Below are 20,451 nucleotides of genomic sequence, written 5' to 3'. Positions count from 1 at the left end.
TTCACCTTTTGAGTCACCTACTCAAAAGGTGATTTACCTGCTATAGGGATAAAAATATATTGAATTAATAGAAATTTTTTTAAACTCAAAGGATCGCTGATTTCGAATGTCTGTTAAAGGATATTTTAAACTTTATCTGATAATTTCAATTGTCAGTTGGTTAGCCTTGGTTATAGGAGACCTGCTGACATTATATTCTCTGAGTCATGTTTTTGATTTTTATCTGACTGACTTCTGGAGAAATGCACTTCTTACTTGTTTTTTTCTATTTACGTTCCTTCTGTTTAAAATTAATATTGGTCAGAAAAAGAGCTCTAACTTTATAGAGATGCTCTGGCAGGTATTCATATTCGGAGCAACAACCATTCTTATAAGTCTGCTGGTCAAGTTTATGCTGTTTTTGTTCGGCACGCCTGTCTTTAAGAAGAATCTGCTGTTCAATAATCTCATATACCATTTTAACATAGCCTTGGTAACTGTTTTCCTTGCCAATGGATTTTATGTATGGAAAAAGATGATCCTGTATCAGAAGAGTAAACAGCTCAATTTGATATGGCTCGTGTTCGAATTACTTGCTTTATTAAGCATGTTATCCAATTTTGCCTATTTCGATATCTTTAATTTTAAGATTTACCTATATGCCATTCCGCTTTTCCTTTTCGGAATGATACTCTCTTTTAATCTTAAATGGGTGGCATTTCTGAATTATAAGCAAAAATGGCAGAGTATTTTGCTGATAGTATTGATCATTGTAATCGGCTTTACCTTTTTGCAGCAGATTTATGAGCAACACTTTGGTACAATCCTGATTATAGATCTTGCTCAGAATTTATTTATAGGCGGGGTTTCTTCCTTTATCCTATTGAACTGTTTTTCAGCACTTCTTGTACTATTATTCAACCTCCCAACATCGTCAGTTTTTGAACAGAAGTTTGGAGAGGTAATGATCTTTCAAAAGTTGAGTCAGTCCATTCAGCTTGGAAATAAGGAAGATGAAGTGCATGAAATATTGATTGACAGCAGCTTAAGTACCATTTTTGCCAATGCCGGCTGGCTCGAGATTGTGGATGAAAAAGGCAATTTCAAAGCGTTCATCAACAAGGGGATAAGTGAAATCGATGTTTTCGAAATTAAAAAAGTACTAAGGAAAAATCACTTTAATATTGATAATCAGCCTCAATATATAAAGGATGCGAAAAGTCTGGAGCATTCGGAAAGAATTCAGAAGCTTCCTTTTAAGTCTCTGCTGATCATTCCCTTATACAGCCACAAACAGAAGTTGGGGACACTCGTTTTGCTTAAAAACGAAACCGATGCTTTTGATAAAGAGATGGTGGATATTATCTGCAGTTTTGTGAGTCAGGCGAGTATAGCTATCAAAAACTTCAGGCTGATTGATGAGGCAGTAGCTACGGAAAGGTATCAGGAAGAACTTAAAATCGCCAAAGAAGTACAAAAAAGCCTTCTACCTCAAAGTATGATTTTTAATATCAACTTGCAAATCACAGCTTTCACTAAAGCTGCGGATGAAGTAGGAGGTGATTATTACGATTTTTACGAATATTCCGACAAGAAAATAGCAATGGTAATCGGAGACGTTTCCGGTAACGGAACCTCAGCAGCTTTTACCATGGCACAGATGAAAGGCGTATTCCAAAGTTTGGTCCAGAGCGAAATTCCACCTGACGAATTCATGGTTCAGGCAAATAAGGCTTTGGGAAGAGGATTGGAAAAGTCCTCATTTATTACGCTGACTTTTTTAAGTATCGACACAGAAAACCAAACTATTGAAATCGCGAGAGCAGGCCACTGTCCTGCCTTATTCTTCAATAGTCAAACTAGTGAGATAAGTTATCTGAAAAGCAAAGGTTTAGGACTTGGAATCATAAGAAATAAGGACTATTCCAAACATATAGAAAAGAAGAAGATCAGCTATAATAAAGGGGATATATTGATTCTATATACAGATGGAATTATCGAAGCTACCAATGACTCGGGCGAGGAGTTCGGTTTTGATAAATTAAAAAATCTTTTATATATTCACCACGGCTTAAATACCAAGGAAATCAGCAACTTAATACTCGAAAAGTTCTACGAATTCACAGGAACTCAGGCACTTCACGACGATTATACATTCTTAATAATCAAATTTGTATAAGCTGAAAACCAACTTTATTGAATAACCGTAAAAAGCAATGAATATTTCAATTGGGAAAGAAGAGGAAATTTACCTTATAGGAATTGAAGGAGATCTAGATGCCAGTTCATGCATCAATTTAGATAAAGCAATTTCTGAGGCGGTTTCTGCAGGAGAAAAGAAAATTCTTATCGATTGTACCAATCTAAATTACATATCTTCAGCTGGGCTGGGAGTCTTTATGTCTTACATACAGGACTTTGAAAATAACAAAATCTCGATGGTTCTGTTTAATCTAAGTAAGAAGGTAAAAAATGTATTTCAGATTCTGGGCCTCGATGAACTGATACAGATTGTAGATTCGAAAGAAGCAGCGAAGACACTAATAAATGAATCATAAATTGCGCATAGCTTGTACAAAAGAAAGTCTTAAGGAAATCAGGAGGTTTGTCACTCAAACCCTCACTGATCTTCATTTGCCTGAAATTGAGGTGAATATGCTTGTGCTTGCTGTTGACGAAATTTGTGCAAACCGAATTATCCATTCTAATAACTGCGACGAAAACCTTCACCTTAATCTCCTTATTTCAGAAACCTGTGATGGTCTCACTTTTGAAATTTCAGATCAGGGAGCTCCGTTTGACCATACTCAATATAGCGAGCCTGATATTAATCAGCTTGTAAAAGAAAAGAAAAAAGGTGGATTGGGGCTAATGCTGGTGAATCGTATTATGGATTCTATTGAAGTTTTTAAAGAAAAAGACCTCACTGTATATCGCCTATTTAAAAAATTAACAATTTGTTAATTGCTTTTCAGATAGTTTAAGGCTATCTAATTTACTTTATCCTGCTCCAAACTAATTTTTTTTAAAAAAAATCACTAAAATTGCGCCTGTAAAAAGAATTAATTGAAATTTTTTACCTGATTCAAGCGTTGTTTATGCTAAAATTCAGCAGAAAAATTTCAGTTTCTTATGTTATTTTTTACTTACTGGAACCAGTATTCTTATTAAAGACGCAAAAATTTATGAAAAAAAGTTTTGTAGCATTTCTTTCAGCTGCCCTGATCGTATCAGGTTGTAAAACTTCCGAAAAAACTTCAAAAACTGCCACAGATCCATCTGTAGCTGTTATCGGTGGCCAGCCGGTAAATGAAAATGAATTTGTTTATGTCTATAACAAAAACAATTCAAGCTCTCCTGATGCCTATACTGAAAAAAGCATCAAAGAGTATTTGGACCTTTATATCAATTTTAAATTGAAGGTCAAAGAGGCTGAATCTCTTGGGATAGACACAACTACTTCTTTCAAAAAGGAACTGGAAGGTTACAGAAAACAACTTGCTCAACCGTATCTTACTGAAAAAGGTGTAACAGAGCAACTAATTAAAGAGGCTTATGAAAGAATGAAAGAGGAGGTAAGGGCTTCTCACATTCTGATTAATGTTAATCCTGATGCTGATCCTAAAGATACACTGGCTGCATTTAATAAGATAAATGAAATCAGACAAAAGGCTCTTGGTGGAGAAAGCTTTGAAAAACTTGCAAAACAATATTCTCAAGATCCTTCTGCCAAAACGAATGGTGGTGACCTTGGATATTTTACGGCGCTTCAAATGGTTTATCCTTTTGAAGATGCTGCCTACAAAACTCCAGTAGGGCAAATTTCTCAGCCAGTAAAAACAAGATTTGGATATCATATTATTCAGGTTAAAGACAAGAGAAAATCTCAAGGACAGGTTAGGGTGGCTCACATCATGGTGAGAGCTACTACCGGCACTGCTGAAGCAGACTCTTTGGCTGCAAAACAAAAAATTGACGAAATCTACGCTAAGGTTCAAAAGGGTGAAGACTGGAATCAATTGACAAATCAGTTTTCTGACGATGTTAACTCTAAATCAAAAGGTGGTGAACTTCCATGGTTTTCTACAGGTCGCATGATCCCTTCTTTTGAAGATGCGGCATTCAAACTTGCTGAAGTTAACCAGGTAAGCAAACCTGTTCAGACTCCTTACGGATGGCATGTAATCAAACTTCTTGAGAAAAAAGGACTTGAGCCTTTCGAAGAACTAGAACCTACATTAAAAGCTAAAGTATCTAAAGATTCAAGATCAGAGTTGAATAAAACCAGACTTATTGAAAGACTGAAGAGAGAAAACAATTTCACAGAAAATGCTAAATCTCTTGAAGTTGCTATCAGCAAAACTGATTCTACTCTACTTGACGGTAAATGGAATTTTACTCCGGATACTAAAAATAATCCTGTGCTTTTCAATGTCGGTAAACAAAACTACACTGTAAACGACTTCCTTACTTTCGTAAAAGAAAAACAAAGACCAAGAAAAAATACATCTACTGCTCAGTATGTGAAAGTGCTTTACAAAGAGTATGCAGATCAGCAATTGCTAGGTTATGAAGAGTCTCACCTTGCTGACAAATATGTAGATTACAAAATGCTTGTTAAAGAATACAGAGACGGTATTCTATTATTCCAGTTAATGGATGAAAAGGTATGGTCAAAAGCAATTGAAGATACTACTGGACTAAAAGGTTATTTCAATCAGAACAGAGATAAATTCAAATGGGACCGAAGAGCTGATGCTGTTATCTTTAATGTGAAAGATAAGGCTACTCTTGATAAATTGAAGGCTGAACTTGCTAAAGGTAAATTTGAAGTAAAAGATCAGAAGTTATCAGCAATTAACTATAAAGCGAATACCTCGGATATTGAAGAATCATATAAAAAAGATCTTGATAAAGTAGTAAGTCAGTTACAGAAAGATAAGCATTTGGTGCTAGAGCTTTCTGCTTCAGCTGAAGCGAAAGAACCAGCTACACTATCTCTCATGAGAGGTGCATCTGTTTATAACTATATCAAATCTAAAGGTGTAGACTCAACACGTATCATCATCAAAGATTTAGGAAAAGGTACTCCTAAGAAAACAGAAGCAGAGAAAAATGCTGACAGAAAAGTAGGGCTTGTTGTTTACTCTACATCAAAGAAATCTCTTGAAAATACTTTCAATCAAAATGCTCCGTTAACTCTTCAGGTAACTGAAGGTAAATTCCAGAAAGGCGATAACGAAGTTCTTAATTCTATAGAGTGGAAAGAAGGAACTTCGCAAATTGAAAAAGACGGAAGAATCTACTTTATCAAAATTAATAAAGTAGAAGAGCCAAGAGCGAAAACTTTCGAAGAATCAAGAGGTCTGGCTATCTCTGACTATCAAACTTACCTTGAGCAAGAGTGGATTAAAGATATGAAGAAAAAATATCCGGTATCCATTAACGAACCTGAGATTCAGAAACTAGTAAAAACAAAGAATTGAGAATACCCTTCAAAATCTTTTTAATAGTAATATTATTTGTCACTCAAAGTTGTCAGCTCTTCGTTACGAAAAACCAGGATGCTGACAGCTTTGAAGACAAGCCTCTTGCACGCGTTTATAATTACGCACTTTACCCTTCAGAACTGGAATCCGTTATATCTGGCTTGCACGGAGCCGATAGTGCTGCAATTGCGGATGCCTATATACAGAAATGGACAACTCAAAAAATACTTTTAAGTCATGCTGAGTCAATTATAGACGAAAGCAATGAAGAAATTAACCAAAAATTACAGGATTACAAAGAGGCCTTATTCATTCATACTTTTAAGGAACACTATGTTCGTGAGAAGTTGGATACTATGATTTCCGAAAAAGAAATCCAGGATTTCTATGAAAAGAATATCAAGTCGTTCGAACTGAGGGAAAATATTTTTAAAGGCACTTTTATTAAAATACCTAAGGATGCTCCCAAAATTGATAAAATCAAATCTTTACTGGCATCCAATAACGAAAAAGATAAAACAGAGCTAAGATTGCTTTGCCTTCGTCTGGCTTCTTTTTATATTGTGGAAGATTCTCTATGGCATAATTTTGACGAGACGATAAAAAATACGCCCTTTGATGAAATCTCCGGAAAAAGACAATTTCTGGAAAAAACAGTTTTAGGAGAGCGGGCGGACAATAGCAATTTATATCTCATTAAAATTAAGGATTATAAAAGCAGCGAGCAGATTTCTCCATATGAATTTGCCAGAAATCAAATCAGAGAAACATTGCTGAATCAAAGAAAAATAAATCTTATTAAATCGCTTGAAGAAAATTTATATAAGCAGGCAAAGGAAAACAATGAAATCAAAATCAAGTAACACTATAAAACTTTTAGTATTTTTTACTTTTATACTTTTAACTCTGACATCTGAATACAGTGCCGCTCAGGTACTGGATAAAATAATAGTAAAAGTTGATAATGAAATTATCATGAAATCCGAGCTTGAGATGAATTATCTTCAGGTTTTGGCTAATCAGGAAAATGTAAACGATGCTACAAAGCTTAAGTGTCAGGTATTAGAAACTCTGATCATTAATAAACTGCTGGTTGCGAAAGCTGAGATAGATTCTGTTACAGTTGAAAAGGCTCAGGTTGATGAACAACTTGACAGAAGAATGGCATACTTTATCAGTCAGATCGGATCTGAGGAAAAGCTTGTTGCAATGTATAACAAAAGCATTGAAGATTTGAAAAAGGAACTGCGTGCTCAGGTAAAAGAACAGCTGATTATTCAGAAGATGCAGGATAACATCACCAAAGATTTAAAAGTTACTCCGGGTGAAGTGAAAAAGTTCTTTAATGAAATACCAAAAGATAGTTTGCCTTATTTTTCAACTGAAGCGGAAGTTGGTCAGATTGTAGTGATCCCCAAAATAAGTAAAGAGAAAAAGAATGAGACCAAAGAGCAATTAGAGCGGATCAAAGCCAAACTTCAGGAAGGTGGAGACTTCTGTAAGATGGCTGAAATTTTCTCTGAAGATCCAGGATCTGCTAAAAACTGCGGAGAGTTAGGTTTCTTTAAAAGAGGAGAGCTGGTTCCTGAGTACGAAGGAGCTGCTCTGAAACTTAAGGCAGGAGAGCTTTCAGGAATTGTTGAATCTGAATATGGATTTCACCTTATTCAAATGATTGCAAGAAGGGGAAATGAATTTAATTCAAGACATATTCTTATCAAGCCTACTTCGTCTTCTCAGGATATGAATACGTCAATAAACTTTCTTGATAGCCTAAGGACTGCAATCTTAAACGATAGCATTAGCTTTGAAAAAGCCGCAAAGAAATTCTCCGAAGATAAAGGTACCAACTCATCAGGAGGGCTCTTTATTGATCAGGAAACCGGAAGTACCCACATTCCAATGGAAAAACTTGATCCTGTGGTTTTCTTCCTTATTGATACCATGAAGGCTGGGACAATTACACAGCCTATTCCATTTAAAATGGAAGACGGAACAGAAGCTGTGAAAATAGTTTATTATAAGAGCAAAACACCTCCTCATCAGGCAAATCTTACTGACGATTATCAGAAAATCCAGAAAGCAACTCTTGCGGAGAAAAAAAATAATGCCGTCAATAAATGGTTTGATAAAAATAAAGGAGAAGTATTTATTGATATTGATGAAGAGTTTAAGGACTGTGAATTGATGATAACCCAGTAAAAAGATAAACATGGAAGCGCAAAAATCTGAAGTGGCTCTGGCAGATGAATTTTTTGACACGAGTAAAAAGCTTAAAGCTGAAATCTCTAAAGTAATTATAGGTCAGGAGGATGTTGTAAATCTTGTTCTCACAGCAATTTTTTGTCAGGGACACTGTCTGCTAGTAGGTGTGCCAGGACTCGCAAAGACTTTGCTTATCAATACCATTGCTTCGGTATTAGACCTGAATTTTAAACGTATTCAGTTTACTCCCGATCTGATGCCGTCTGATATTGTGGGCTCTGAAACCCTTGACAATAATAGAAATTTTAAGTTTGTAAAAGGACCTATTTTTGCCAACATCATCCTGGCAGATGAAATAAACCGTACTCCTCCTAAAACTCAGTCAGCATTGCTTGAGTCTATGCAGGAGTTCTCTGTAACAGTTTCAGGTAATATTTATAATCTGGAGAAACCGTTTTTCGTGCTTGCCACGCAAAACCCGATAGAGCAGGAGGGAACTTATCCTCTGCCTGAAGCGCAGCTGGACAGGTTTATGTTTAACCTGTTTCTGGATTATCCTTCTTATCAGTCAGAGCTTTCAATTGTTAAGAATACAACAACAGCTCATCGTCCGATTGCTAATAAGATTCTGGATAGAAATCAAATTTTAGCTTATCAGGAGCTTGTAAGAAAAGTGCCTGTACCTGATAACGTGATAGAATATGCTGTAAAACTGGTTCACAAGACAAGATCAAAAAGCGAGCATGCACCTGAGATAAGCAAAAAATATCTTGAGTGGGGAGCAGGTCCAAGAGCATCTCAATATCTTGTAATTGCGGCTAAATGTAATGCTCTGATGAATAAAAAATATTCTCCGGACATAGAAGATGTTAAAGCTGTCGCCCTATCTGTTCTGAGACATAGGATAGTCAGAAACTTTAAAGCAGAAGCCGACGGAGTTTCGGTTGACGATATTATCTCTAAGTTATTGTAATTTATTCGAGTCTTCTAAGACTTTTATATTTGGGTTAATAAATCGAACTTTCCTGTTTATTTATTAACCCTGATTTTTTATTTCTTTTGACTTCCTGTTTTTGCTTTTTCTGTATTCTTAGACTTGCTTAGCTCAGCCTCAATAATATCTCCCTGCTCGTTAGAAATGATCAGTTTGTTGCCGTCTAAGTATTCTATGCCTTCCGATTGAATTCCGATCGCAAATGGTGTACAGTATAGGGGAGTAAGACTTAGTTGATCCTTTTGATTATCCGATTTGAAGATAAAAATTCTCCCATAAGATAATAACGCAAGCTGATTGTTGTCTTTGTTAATCGCAGCACTTGTAATCATTCCTTCCAGCGGTATTTCAGCAATTTTCTTTGCAATCTGTTCTCCTGGCTGATCTGGAATCATATAAACCTTTACTGGATTGGTACTTCTGTTTTTGGAAAATAAGTAAAAGTTGTTTTTATACCATACAAAAGCTTCACAGTCAAAGTCCTTTTCACTTTTGAGAGGAGGGAAACTTTCCTGATCTTCATAAGCGAAAAATACTATCTCAGTTGATTTGGAAACAGGGTTGTATTTGTAAATTCTCAGATTCTTTCGCTTATTGTTGTTGTTACCAAAATCTCCTATACATATATTGCCAGCCCCGTCCCGTGTCAGGTCTTCCCAGTCTACATTGTTTGCATCAGGGATTATTATAGAGTCTTTCAGTGCACCCTTTTTATTTATTTCATATACGACAGGTTTTCCTCCTGAATCATTATTGGTATAAAATAAGTCTTTTGCGGAGCCATGAGTAAGGCTGGAGCTTTCATTCACCTGCTTTGGCATGGTGCCGGTTTGTTTGAAGGTATAAACAACTTCCTGAAATCCAAAACCTGTGCAGTCTTTTTCTACAGGACTGAGCAAGCTGGTCATAGTTGCCAGAGCAGCAATGATACTTATTTTAAGCATGTTTAATATATGTTACTATTTTGTCTTTGAATTGATTTCTGTCCGACCAGTATTGACGGCTGTTGAGCTTAAGATAATTCCAGTTTTTCTTCTTCAAAGTCATCGGCAGATAGGCATGAAAGTCTTTTATGGAAACAGATTGAAAATATAAATTATCGTCTGTTAATACCAATGAATGATATTGATTGTTTTCTGCAATTGAAAGATCGGAAAAAGTAAATTCATTTGTCATCGTTTTCCCCTTAAGATCTTCCTCCGCCAGATTCTTTACTATAGTTGAAAGATGGGCTTCTGAATTTTTACCAACTTGTGTGATATCCTGTTTCGCTTTTCCTTCCGAGATAGCATAGGCATATTGAAGATATGCTTTTAGTAACTTGGGTCCTTCGTGTTTTGCACTGGTTACATCCATTTCTGAAGGCAGTATACTTGAAATAATGTATATCTTTTCTTTTGCCCTGGTAATAGCTACATTCAATCGGTTGGCCCCTCCGTCCATATTCAGTGCGCCAAATTGCATTGCCAGTCTTCCTTTCAGATCTTTGGCATAACCGATGGAAAAGATAATAATATCTCTTTCATCTCCCTGCACATTTTCTATGTTCTTAACAAAGAAATCATCTGGCAATGTTATTGCGCCTGATGCTGTTTGCTCATCGAATAAGTCCTGAATTAACGAGGCTTGAGTATAATTGAATGTAACTACACCTATGCTTTTATTTTCTTTCAGCAACTTCTGAACAAGCATTACAATATAAGATGCTTCTTCATGGTTAGCGCGTTTCTCCCACATCCCGTCGATCTTAATAAATTTAATTGCAGTATCATTATTATTAAGATCATTTTTATCAGGAATCATTTTTAGCCTGCCTTTATAAAAATGATTGTTGGAGAATTCAATCAATGCATTGGTTTTACTTCTATAATGTCCTTGAAGATATACCTGCATCAGATAGTTCTGGCCAAGGTGCAAAAGGGATTCTGCTTCTATATCAGGATGGTCTTCCGTATCGTCATCAAACCTGATCTGATAAAGATCCGCAGGTTTAAGCTGCTTTTCATCTCCTGCAATTACAATCTGTTTACCTCTATACATCGCAGGTATGCCTCGCTCTGCAAAGCATTGAGACGCTTCATCGAAGATGACCACATCAAATAATGGATCAAGTGGGAATATGCTTGAAACAGACTCAGGGGAGGCCATCCAGCATGGGATCAGCTCAAACAATTCTTCATGGAATTCCTGAATCAGTTTTCGCAATGGCCAAATCTTCTTCTTCTTGCTTACCTGGTGTTTAAGTTCTCTATAGGTTATTCTGTTGCTTAGTCTGTTGTACTGAACTGCATTATATGTTCTTTCTTTTGCTCTGAGCAGCAGTATGTCCTTGCTTATTTTTAACTTGGCTTCAATGGAGCTTATAAGTTCTTCTTCCAATTGTTCCAGCTTAAAAGTACCAGCAGTCTTTAATACCGGATATTTATTTTCTATATGATCTATCCATTGCAGATAAAGGCTATTCTTACATAATTCAAGTGCTTTATCCGCATTCTCAGGTTCCTGCAATAAAAGCTTTTGAAGAGTAGATCTTTCATAAGAAGCAAGCGTGTTTTCAAGCTCATCCATTTCTTTAAGAAAATCAAAATCTTTCTTTAAGCCTGATTGAAGAGCCTCAGCAAAATTCTTGTCTTGAATGATTTTTTCTGTTTGAGATAAAGTCAGGTAATTCAACCATAACTTCCGTTCTTTCTGATATGCATTGGCTAAAGCTATCAGCTTTTCCCATTTATTGATAAAGTCGCCATGAGAAGAATTGACAGAGATGTATTTTTTTAATCCTGATTTATTAAATATGTCCTTGGCTTCGATAGCTTGATGATGATTACTAAACCAATTTCTAAAAGACGTAATGTTGATAGATTCCGGCACATTTGCAATCCATGGACATTCCTTAAGTTCGCTGGTGATATTATTATATAGGATTCTATTATGAATTCTTTTGGATAGTTCTTCCAGTCCAATACTATCAAGCTTTAATCTGTTGCTTGTAAGAATTTTTACAACCTCTGTTTTGTCTTTAGAAAAAACAGACCAGATTATTTTTGTAAAGATGTTCTGTTGTGCTTTTATAGCTTTATCTATAATTGGAAGAATAGCATGAAGTCTTTGATCTGAAATACTGGTTTCTATTTCAGCTTGGGATAAACAATTTTCAATTTCCTGCTCTTTTTGTCTCAGCCAATTTTTGTCTGTTTTTTTATTCTGTAAGAATATAAAAGAATCAAAAATGTCATCGTCTTCTAATAATTCCAGAAGTTTGGCTATATCCTTCTGCTTATCTGAAACTGCATCTACATCAGAGAGGGTCAGCGACTGTCCTGTGAGCGTTAAAGTCTCTTTAAGCAAATCTGTGACATAGACCGGAATAGTGTCAGTAAGTTTTTTTATCTCTCTCTGATCCGCATTTGTCAGGTTGGCAAACGATATTCTATCCTTCCATACATAATCATTCTGCCTGAAAGGATTGTATTGATAATAAAATTTTAAGGTCGTAGCAAATGGAGCAAGGGATTGCTGTGAAAAGTATTTGTATTCATCCTTTAAGTCTATTATCTCTTTTTCAGGATTACTTGTGAGGTACAGTTGCTTAGCAGAAATGCCGAATTCCTTTTCATCAAACAAACCTTGTTTGTAGTTTTCCAGTTCTTCTGTAAGCTGATCTATCCTTCTGCTTATTTGCAGAAAGCTACGCTCAAGAGACATTGCATCAAGACTGCTGTTCTCTGTTTTATATTCATCAAGACGGTCTATCTGCGATTCTATTTTAGAATAAATTTCCTTTCTGTCATTTTTGAAATCTTGAACAAGACAGAGAAAGGCATCTGCTCCTGTTTGACGGATCCTTTCATACACAACATCAAGCGCTGCACGCTTCTGAGAGACAAGTAATACTCTTTTTCTCCTTGCTACAAAGTCACAAATGAGGTTACAGATAAATTGTGATTTACCTGTTCCGGGAGGTCCTTGCACTACAACAGACTTACCTGACTTTACAGCCTTGATAGCATTTTCTTGTGAACCGTCAAGGGAGAAAGGAGTGAAGGTTTGTTCTTCTTTTATTTTAGTACTAGTTGAAATCAGAGTTTCATCTGAAGCATTGGATCTTGTATCAAAGAATGTACTGACATCTTTGAACTCATCTCTTTCTATGATGCATTCATAGTCAGGGACAAGGTAAGACCCTGCCTGTGGGAACATCCCCAATACAGCTTCCGGATATAGTTTTAATTCACCATTAAAATGATTTTCTTCAAAATCCTCTCTTGTGTACTCTTTGAATGCGGAGAGTTTATCAGCCATCAAATCCTGGTTGAAGTTTAAAGAGATGGGACTATCTTTAATCAACTCATATAAAGCCGTTCTAAAGGCTAATGGATCTTTGCTGAAATCATCAAAATCTTCTTCTATTAACTCATCACTAAGCGCTATTTTATTGAAGTGTATGTATGCAAGCAGCAGACTTTTGTTAAAGGATATGTTCAGATCCTTCCTGAATTCAAGCTTCCAGGTAAACCCATTATGAAAGATATTTACAGGAAAAAAAAGCAATGGACATCTGACCAATGTGCCATCCTGTAATTTACCTTTTACAAAAGGATATCCAATATACAGATCCTTCGCACCGCGCTCTTCAAAAACAAGAGCATCCTGTCTTTGTATCTTTTTAAGTCTTGAGCTGGCCTCGTTTATTTTTTCATTGCGGCTGTCGGCAATTTCACAAAGATTTATTTCTGTCTTACCTGCAATAAGCTGGCTTAAAATATCGAAAGAAGGCTTTTGATTTACAAAGTCCAGGTCATGCAAATCCAGGTCAGAGGCTGTAAGCCTCAGCATCAGCAATGACTTGTTCTGACCGGTAAGGTTTGTTAATTTTTTAAGATATGATTTTAAAACTTGCTGCATACTTCAGGCCGTTATTTTTTGTAATAAACCCAAAGTTCATCCTCTTCAACCTTAATTATTTCTTCGGGTTTGCCTCTCATACCTGGAGCAGGTATACCATTCTCAAACGTATGTGGAGCCTTAAATATTCTTACTTCATCATAAAGTCCTTCCGAAATGAAAAGATTTAAAAGGACAGATCCCCCTTCAATAATGACAGATTGTACTTTCCGCTTGTATAGATCATCAAGCAAAGTTTGTATGAAGTTGTCTTCAGGAACCTTTACATAAATGACATTATTGCTTTCTTCATCCTTTAGAAGGTTATAGCAGAAAGTTTTTTGAGAACCATCGAAAAGATTAAGATTAGAAGGCAGTTCCAGGTTGCGGTCAATAATAACTCTTATCGGATTTTTGCCAGGCCAGTCACGAGTGTTCAATTGAGGATTGTCATATAAAGCAGTATTTTTTCCAACTGCAATAGCATCTTCTTCTGTTCTCCATTTGTGTACAAGTTTCCTTGAAATCCTTCCGCTGATCCATTTGGATGAATAATCGCTATGCGCAACGAAACCATCAGAGGTTTCCGCCCACTTCAGGATTACATAAGGTCTTTTTTTCTGAATAAATGTAAAGAACCGAGCATTGAGTCTATCTCCGTATTCGCTTAAAATTCCCGTAATCACTTCCAAACCATAATCCTTCAGCAATTGAATCCCTTTTCCGGCAACTAAAGGGTTTGGATCTGTATTAGCAATAATGACTTTTCTAAAAGGGTATTTTATCAGCAATTCTGCACAAGGAGGAGTTTTGCCGTAGTGTGCACAAGGCTCAAGAGTTACATAAATGTCAGCTCCGTTTAGCAAGGTTTTATCAGCAACAGATGCAATGGCATTTACCTCAGCATGTGGTCCTCCGTAAGCCATATGCCAGCCTTCTCCGATCACAATTCCGTCTTTTATAATAACACATCCTACCATCGGATTTGGACTAACCTTTCCTCGGCCATTTGCTGCCAGGTCGAAAGCACGTCGCATAAATATCTCTTCCATATTCTAATTCAGCCTATCCGTTCTACAAGTTAAACGATGATTCTGAGAATGGCAATTTTCAGTGCAGTTCCATTGTTCCAGAATGAATAAATAGGAATAATCGAATTTGCTTAGTTTCGGCTGTAACAGAAGAGTATATAACTAAAAGTTTATTGGATGAAATTTCATAAATTCAGTATATTAGGAATAATATTTGTAAACAAGCTATGAGATTTTTGGAGATTATATTACGTATTAAATACAAACAAATTCAGGAGTCTTATTTAAAGTCTAAATTTCACATTTTTCTATCCGACAAAATTTAATGGGATTATTTGACAAATTTAAAGGTGAGTTTATCGATGTCGTTGAATGGCTTGATAATACTCAGGATACTATGGTTTACCGTTTTGAGCGGTACAACAACGAGTTAAAGCATGGTGCACAACTTACTGTGAGGCCAGGCCAGGTAGCAGTTTTGGTAAATGAAGGAAATCTTGTGGCTGACCTCTTTAACCCTGGCAGGCACGAACTGACTACCAGTAATATGCCTATCATGACGACACTAAACAGCTGGAAGTATGGTTTTAACAGCCCTTTCAAAGCTGAGGTGTATTTCTTCAATATGAAGGAATTTGTCGATATGAAATGGGGAGTGAAAGAACCTGTATATTATACAGATCCACGCTTTGGTATTGATATAGAGGCAAGAGCGTTTGGGACTTACAGCTTTAAGTTCAAAGATCCGAAAATGTTTCTTGAAAGGTTTTCTGCAACAAATGGAGTTTATCCTACAGACTACATTACCGGACAGTTAAGAAGTATCCTGGTGATGGAGTTTACAGATAAACTGAATGAATCAGGAATCCCTGCAAATAAACTGGCTGGAAATCTCAAAGAGTTGTCTGATATTCTGCATCCGATGATCAATGCGAGTATTGAGGCAAAATATGGCCTCACGCTTCCTACTTTCCTGGTTGAAAGCATTTCACTTACTGAAGAAGATAAGCGCAGGCTGAAGATGATAAGTGAAAAAATGGCATTGGGTGATAGCAGTACTTTCGTGCAGCAGGATCTGTTGGATTCCATGAAAATCTCCGCAAAACAGGGTGGTGGAAATCCTGGTGTAGATATGCTTGGAATGATGATGGGGATGAACATGATGAATCAGAACAATAACCCTCAGCAGATGAATAAAGGCAGTATGCCTCCTCCTTTGCCGGTGGCAGCATATTTCGTTGCTGTAAACGGCCAACAGACAGGGCCTTTTGATGTAAATCAATTATCTCAGTTTGCTGCTCAAGGGCAGTTCACTGCTAAGTCTATGGTTTGGAAGAGCGGTATGCCAGCCTGGGCCTTGGCTGAACAAATTCCGGAGTTATCAGCAATATTTAATAATACGCCTCCTCCGATTCCCCCTCCGATTCCTCAATCATAATTTAATACTTCTGGTCCTGAAATTTTTCAGGATCAGAAGCATACCTTTTATTTTTTACATGTTAAAGTTGATCTTTTGATAAATGGAGCAAAATCCAATTATAAGTGATCTGGGGAATACCACCGGATGTAAGAGTTGTGGAGCGATATTAAAGTACGCTCCAGGTACAAATTCACTTCAATGTGAATATTGTGGAACTGTAAATGAAATTGTTACACCTAATGATGTAGAAAAAGTCTCGGAACTGGATTTTAATGCTCATACTGATCTTGATAAGAATAATGATGGTGAAAGCCACGAGGTTTCGAGCGTAAAGTGTACAAGCTGCGGAGCTGAATCAACACTTAAACCTAACGTTACTGCTGATGAATGCGCCTTTTGTGGCACTGCCCTCGTTCTGAAAAATGCTCATATCAAAACAGTCATTAAACCCAAATCTGTTTTGCCCTTTAAAATCGATAAGAAAGAGGCTTACTCATCTTTTGGTAAATGGCTTGGATCTTTATGGTTTGCTCCAAATGATCTGAAAAAGTATGCAGTATCTGAAAAGCTGAATGGAATATATCTGCCTTACTGGACATTTGATACGAATACTCTGACTGACTATACAGGGGAGCAAGGGATAGACAGACATGAAACAGAGCACTATACTACCGTTGAAAATGGACAGACAGTTACCAAGACAAGGACCAGGGTGGTGACGGATTGGTATTATGCAGCAGGGAGCGTTGGAAATTCTTTTGACGATGTGCTTGTAAATGCATCACATTCTCTTCCCAGAGATTATGTGGATGTTCTCGAACCATGGGATCTTGAAGGTCTTGTTCCATTTAACGAAAATTACCTTGCGGGATTTAGAAGTGAAAGCTACCAGGTTGGGTTAAAAGATAGTTTTGAATTAGCCAAAAATAAGATCAAAGGAACAATCGATTCAAGCATTCGCAGTGATATTGGAGGAGACAGGCAAAGGATTCACTCATCTGATACGACATACAGTAATACCACCTTTAAGCATACTCTATTGCCATTGTGGATCAGCTCATTCAGATACAGGGGGAAATCCTTCAGGTTTTTGATCAATGCCCGTACGGGTGAAACTAAAGGAGACAGGCCATACAGCTGGATGAAAATTGCAGGTACTGTGATCTCTGGAATTATCACAATATGCTGTTTTGGACTTGATATTACCACTGGAATTGTGGCTTTAGCAATCTTTTTATTATTGCTTTTTAAGGTATTTAAATAGGCTGGAGTTTCAGCTTATCATTAAATTATTAGAATTTTATGCGGGATTAATAGGCAAATTTACTTTGCCAGAAACAGGTGAATTTTACTTTAATTTCGCATTTACTTTTTTAAATCCTTATTTTTCAGGGTAAATGATTTTCTCTATATCCTGTCTATTGGGAATAATCTGCTTAAAATCTTCCCTTATAGGCTAATTTCGGAATTTTTCATTCCCGGGTATCGTTGAAAAATACGTATCTTTACACCCTTAATTTTATTTTAAATCTCCATGATTTCAGTTGACGGACTTACTGTAGCTTTTGGCGGCAGAACACTTTTCAGCGATGTTACTTTCAATATCAATGATAATGACAGAATAGCCCTTATGGGTAAAAACGGTGCCGGTAAATCTACCATGCTAAAAATTATTGCTGGCGTTGATAAACCCACAAAAGGAAAAATTACTGCGCCCAACGGAGCTGTCATTGCTTATCTGCCTCAGCACCTGCTGCTGGATGATGATAGCACTGTTTTTGAAGAAACTTCAAAGGCATTTGCTTCTATCCTTAATATGAAAAAGGAAATTGATGCACTGAACAAGGAGCTTGAAACCAGAACTGACTATGAATCTGATGAGTACTATAAAATTATTGAACGTGTCTCTGAAGTCAGTGAGCAGTATTATTCTATTGAAGAAATCAATTTTGACGCTGAAGTTGAAAAGACTTTGCTAGGATTGGGATTTGTGAGAGAAAACTTCTCAAGACCTACAAGCGAATTCAGCGGTGGATGGCGCATGCGTATTGAGCTTGCAAAGATACTATTGCAAACTCCTGATCTTATCCTTCTCGATGAGCCTACTAACCACCTGGATATAGAATCTATCCAATGGCTGGAGGATTTTCTGGTAAACAGTGCAAAAGCTGTAATTGTAATTTCCCACGACAGAGCTTTTGTTGACAATATTACAAACCGCACCATTGAAGTAACAATGGGTCGCATTTATGATTACAAAACCAACTATTCTCATTACCTGCAATTAAGAGAAGAGCGTCGTCAGCACCAGCAGAAGGCGTTTGACGAACAGCAGCGCTTTATTGCAGACACTACTGAGTTCATAGATCGCTTTAAAGGTACATATTCAAAAACGCTTCAAGTACAGTCTCGTGTTAAAATGCTAGAGAAGCTTGAGCCTATTGAGGTGGATGAGGTAGATACTTCATCTCTGAATCTTAAATTCCCTCCAGCCCCTCGTTCAGGTAATTATCCAGTAATTGCCAATCAATTAGGAAAGACTTATGGAGATCATGTTGTTTTCAAAGATGCTTCTTTTACTATTGAAAGAGGCCAAAAGTTAGCATTTGTCGGGAAAAACGGTGAGGGTAAATCAACCATGATAAAGGCTATCATGGGAGAAATTGATTTTGATGGAAAGCTGGAAGTTGGGCATAACGCTATGATAGGCTATTTTGCCCAGAACCAGGCATCTTTACTTGATGAAGAACTAACAGTGTTCCAGACTATCGACAATATTGCTGTCGGTGATATCAGGACAAAAATCAGAGATATTTTAGGTGCCTTCATGTTTGGTGGTGATGCTTCTGCTAAGAAAGTGAAGGTATTATCAGGAGGAGAAAAAACAAGGCTTGCAATGATTAAATTGCTTTTAGAACCGGTAAACCTTCTGATCCTCGATGAGCCTACTAACCACCTGGATATGAAAACCAAAGATATCCTTAAAGAAGCGCTGCTAGCGTTCGATGGTACCATCATTCTTGTTTCTCACGACAGAGATTTCCTAAGTGGCCTGGCTACAAAGGTTTTTGAGTTCGGAAACAAAAGAGTGAAAGAGCATTTCGAAGATATCAATGGGTTCTTAAGAAATAAGAAAATGGAGAATCTGAGAGAGATTGAAAGGAAGGCGAAATAACAACTATTTAAAGAGTAGTTTTTGGGTATGGCAAAAAGCTACTCTTTATTTTAGGTGATTATGTAATAATTTCAGCCGCACCTTTGCAGAAGGGACATAATTTTAGCGGATGTTCAGAAATGAATGACTTATTGCAAGGTGGTTCATGAGTGTAAATTTTAAAGTTTGAACCAGCTGTATTAACTTCGGTGAAATCTTTGAAAGTAAAGGTGTTTCTTAATGATAATTTAAAAGTATTATCAATCCACTTTATTGCATCTTTTTCTTTCATTTGGAATGATGGTTCGTCAATAGCTTTAGTTAATACCTGCCTAATTAAATTATCTACTTTCTGAGATAGATCAATTAAATTCCTGCTATTTTCAGCTTTTCCTAAAATTTGCCCATGAATGTAATTAGATCTCACATTGTAGGCTTTCTTAATGATTTCGCTATTTAATGTTTGGATATTTTCATTTCCCCCTAAGAATAAAGCTGTTCTTTTTCGGACGGTTTTATCTACATCTGACTTTGAAGTATTAAATAAAGATTCCAGTACAGCCATGTACATGGAAATTTTTGAAGGTAAGAATGATTCATATCTGGCTCTACATAAAAAGTCCAAAGCTCGTCGTATTCTATTGTGATTATTATACAAAATCTTATTATAAACAGAAGGGTTGGTGCCAAAATTTGGAGTTGGATCAGAATTGTCATTCACAAGAAAAATAGGTAGTAATACCTCCTGGATACGGCATATTCGGTTAAATTCATCGTCATCAAAATAAACGTCTTCATATGAGCCAGCAGAATTTGAATTGACATCATGACGATATTCGCGTACATTGGTTTCATCTAAGGAGCTAAGAAATCCTTCAAATATATTTACAGAGTTATCCTTGATTAACCACATGGCAAATAAATAGGATTGGAATAGAACAAGTAAGGACCTACCAACAGCTACTAAGTTTCGATCATCATATATCACATTTAAGGAACGCAAGTTTCCAGAGTAATATATACAAACATTATCTGAAAGAGTCCTAAAATTAATTCCTCCAACTGCTAAAGAGAAAGGCGGGCTTAAAAGAATAAATTCTTGAATTTCACGTTGTCGATTTGTTGCTATGAACCCATTCATTTTGAGCCTGGTGTCAGCTTTTTTAAACAGAAAATTTCTTAATGGCGCTATTATTTTTATATTCATCCTAATGATAAATTTGAATATCAGTTAATTTAGTTTAATGGAATATATAAAATTTTATTTTTAACAAAAAATGGGACTTAATTATCAT

General features: G+C 36.4%; 14 protein-coding genes. 10 read left to right on the top strand and 4 right to left on the bottom strand.

From position 1 onward, the window contains the following. Positions 1–106 precede the first annotated feature (106 nt). The 7 genes from K350_RS0110140 (at position 107) to K350_RS0110110 (ending at position 8,646) form a co-directional block, all read left to right on the top strand. A complete protein-coding gene (locus K350_RS0110140; protein WP_028979817.1) occupies positions 107–2,158 on the top strand; it encodes a GAF domain-containing SpoIIE family protein phosphatase in 2,052 nt (683 codons plus the stop codon). A gap of 37 nt (positions 2,159–2,195) precedes the next feature. Further along, positions 2,196–2,537, top strand: coding sequence for an STAS domain-containing protein (locus K350_RS0110135; RefSeq protein ID WP_028979816.1), 342 nt, complete (start codon positions 2,196–2,198; stop codon positions 2,535–2,537). Then, positions 2,527–2,943, top strand: coding sequence for an ATP-binding protein (locus tag K350_RS0110130; RefSeq protein ID WP_028979815.1), 417 nt, complete (start codon positions 2,527–2,529; stop codon positions 2,941–2,943). The genes K350_RS0110135 and K350_RS0110130 overlap by 11 nt, the downstream gene beginning before the upstream one ends. Before the next feature lie 221 nt (positions 2,944–3,164). Beyond that, complete coding sequence (locus K350_RS0110125) at positions 3,165–5,465, top strand: peptidylprolyl isomerase (protein WP_028979814.1); 2,301 nt, start codon at positions 3,165–3,167, stop codon at positions 5,463–5,465. Then, on the top strand, positions 5,462–6,331 hold the full coding sequence (locus K350_RS0110120) for a peptidylprolyl isomerase (protein ID WP_028979813.1): 870 nt from the start codon (positions 5,462–5,464) through the stop codon (positions 6,329–6,331). Before K350_RS0110125 ends, K350_RS0110120 begins: the two co-directional genes overlap by 4 nt. Next, the gene (locus K350_RS0110115) at positions 6,312–7,670 is read left to right on the top strand and encodes a peptidylprolyl isomerase (RefSeq protein ID WP_028979812.1); all 1,359 of its coding nucleotides are present in this window, start codon (positions 6,312–6,314) and stop codon (positions 7,668–7,670) included. Before K350_RS0110120 ends, K350_RS0110115 begins: the two co-directional genes overlap by 20 nt. Before the next feature lie 10 nt (positions 7,671–7,680). After that, positions 7,681–8,646: an AAA family ATPase gene (locus tag K350_RS0110110; protein WP_028979811.1), complete on the top strand. Its 966-nt coding sequence runs from the start codon at positions 7,681–7,683 to the stop codon at positions 8,644–8,646. A 77-nt stretch (positions 8,647–8,723) separates the two neighbouring features. Here K350_RS0110110 and K350_RS28210 read toward each other — a convergent pair whose 3' ends face one another. From K350_RS28210 to ribD, 3 genes are read right to left on the bottom strand one after another with little or no spacing between them, the layout of a single operon-like run. Then, on the bottom strand, positions 8,724–9,611 hold the full coding sequence (locus tag K350_RS28210; protein ID WP_051313027.1) for a hypothetical protein: 888 nt from the start codon (positions 9,609–9,611) through the stop codon (positions 8,724–8,726). Then, entirely contained in the window at positions 9,604–13,572 is a 3,969-nt protein-coding gene (locus K350_RS0110100; RefSeq protein WP_028979810.1) for an AAA domain-containing protein, read from the bottom strand. Before K350_RS0110100 ends, K350_RS28210 begins: the two co-directional genes overlap by 8 nt. A gap of 11 nt (positions 13,573–13,583) precedes the next feature. After that, positions 13,584–14,603 (bottom strand): bifunctional diaminohydroxyphosphoribosylaminopyrimidine deaminase/5-amino-6-(5-phosphoribosylamino)uracil reductase RibD, encoded by a 1,020-nt coding sequence (gene ribD / locus K350_RS0110095; RefSeq protein ID WP_028979809.1) that lies wholly within the window; start codon positions 14,601–14,603, stop codon positions 13,584–13,586. 304 nt (positions 14,604–14,907) lie between these two features. Between ribD and K350_RS0110090 the strand changes: the two genes are divergently transcribed. From K350_RS0110090 to K350_RS0110080, 3 genes are all read left to right on the top strand, one after another. After that, a complete protein-coding gene (locus tag K350_RS0110090) occupies positions 14,908–16,020 on the top strand; it encodes an SPFH domain-containing protein (protein WP_028979808.1) in 1,113 nt (370 codons plus the stop codon). Positions 16,021–16,102: 82 nt separating this feature from the next. Then, on the top strand, positions 16,103–17,266 hold the full coding sequence (locus K350_RS28205; protein ID WP_051313026.1) for a TFIIB-type zinc ribbon-containing protein: 1,164 nt from the start codon (positions 16,103–16,105) through the stop codon (positions 17,264–17,266). A 270-nt stretch (positions 17,267–17,536) separates the two neighbouring features. Further along, positions 17,537–19,177, top strand: coding sequence for an ABC-F family ATP-binding cassette domain-containing protein (locus K350_RS0110080; RefSeq protein ID WP_028979807.1), 1,641 nt, complete (start codon positions 17,537–17,539; stop codon positions 19,175–19,177). A 58-nt stretch (positions 19,178–19,235) separates the two neighbouring features. On the opposite strand, the gene K350_RS0110075 is transcribed toward K350_RS0110080, so the two are convergent. Next, complete coding sequence (locus K350_RS0110075) at positions 19,236–20,363, bottom strand: HEPN domain-containing protein (RefSeq protein ID WP_028979806.1); 1,128 nt, start codon at positions 20,361–20,363, stop codon at positions 19,236–19,238. Positions 20,364–20,451 lie beyond the last annotated feature (88 nt).

The sequence above is a fragment of the Sporocytophaga myxococcoides DSM 11118 genome, from assembly GCF_000426725.1.
GTDB lineage: Bacteria > Bacteroidota > Bacteroidia > Cytophagales > Cytophagaceae > Sporocytophaga > Sporocytophaga myxococcoides.
This window is presented reverse-complemented; position numbering and strand designations above follow the sequence as displayed.

What these genes read in the sequence shown, in the direction of transcription:
- K350_RS0110115 (WP_028979812.1), top strand. Translation starts at nt 6,312, where the DNA reads ATGAAATCAAAATCAAGTAACACTATAAAACTTTTAGTATTTTTTACT.
- K350_RS28205 (WP_051313026.1), top strand. Translation starts at nt 16,103, where the DNA reads ATGGAGCAAAATCCAATTATAAGTGATCTGGGGAATACCACCGGATGT.
- K350_RS0110110 (WP_028979811.1), top strand. Translation starts at nt 7,681, where the DNA reads ATGGAAGCGCAAAAATCTGAAGTGGCTCTGGCAGATGAATTTTTTGAC.
- K350_RS28210 (WP_051313027.1), bottom strand. Translation starts at nt 9,611, where the DNA reads ATGCTTAAAATAAGTATCATTGCTGCTCTGGCAACTATGACCAGCTTG.
- K350_RS0110125 (WP_028979814.1), top strand. Translation starts at nt 3,165, where the DNA reads ATGAAAAAAAGTTTTGTAGCATTTCTTTCAGCTGCCCTGATCGTATCA.
- K350_RS0110080 (WP_028979807.1), top strand. Translation starts at nt 17,537, where the DNA reads ATGATTTCAGTTGACGGACTTACTGTAGCTTTTGGCGGCAGAACACTT.
- K350_RS0110075 (WP_028979806.1), bottom strand. Translation starts at nt 20,363, where the DNA reads ATGAATATAAAAATAATAGCGCCATTAAGAAATTTTCTGTTTAAAAAA.
- K350_RS0110090 (WP_028979808.1), top strand. Translation starts at nt 14,908, where the DNA reads ATGGGATTATTTGACAAATTTAAAGGTGAGTTTATCGATGTCGTTGAA.
- K350_RS0110140 (WP_028979817.1), top strand. Translation starts at nt 107, where the DNA reads ATGTCTGTTAAAGGATATTTTAAACTTTATCTGATAATTTCAATTGTC.
- K350_RS0110130 (WP_028979815.1), top strand. Translation starts at nt 2,527, where the DNA reads ATGAATCATAAATTGCGCATAGCTTGTACAAAAGAAAGTCTTAAGGAA.
- K350_RS0110100 (WP_028979810.1), bottom strand. Translation starts at nt 13,572, where the DNA reads ATGCAGCAAGTTTTAAAATCATATCTTAAAAAATTAACAAACCTTACC.
- ribD (WP_028979809.1), bottom strand. Translation starts at nt 14,603, where the DNA reads ATGGAAGAGATATTTATGCGACGTGCTTTCGACCTGGCAGCAAATGGC.
- K350_RS0110135 (WP_028979816.1), top strand. Translation starts at nt 2,196, where the DNA reads ATGAATATTTCAATTGGGAAAGAAGAGGAAATTTACCTTATAGGAATT.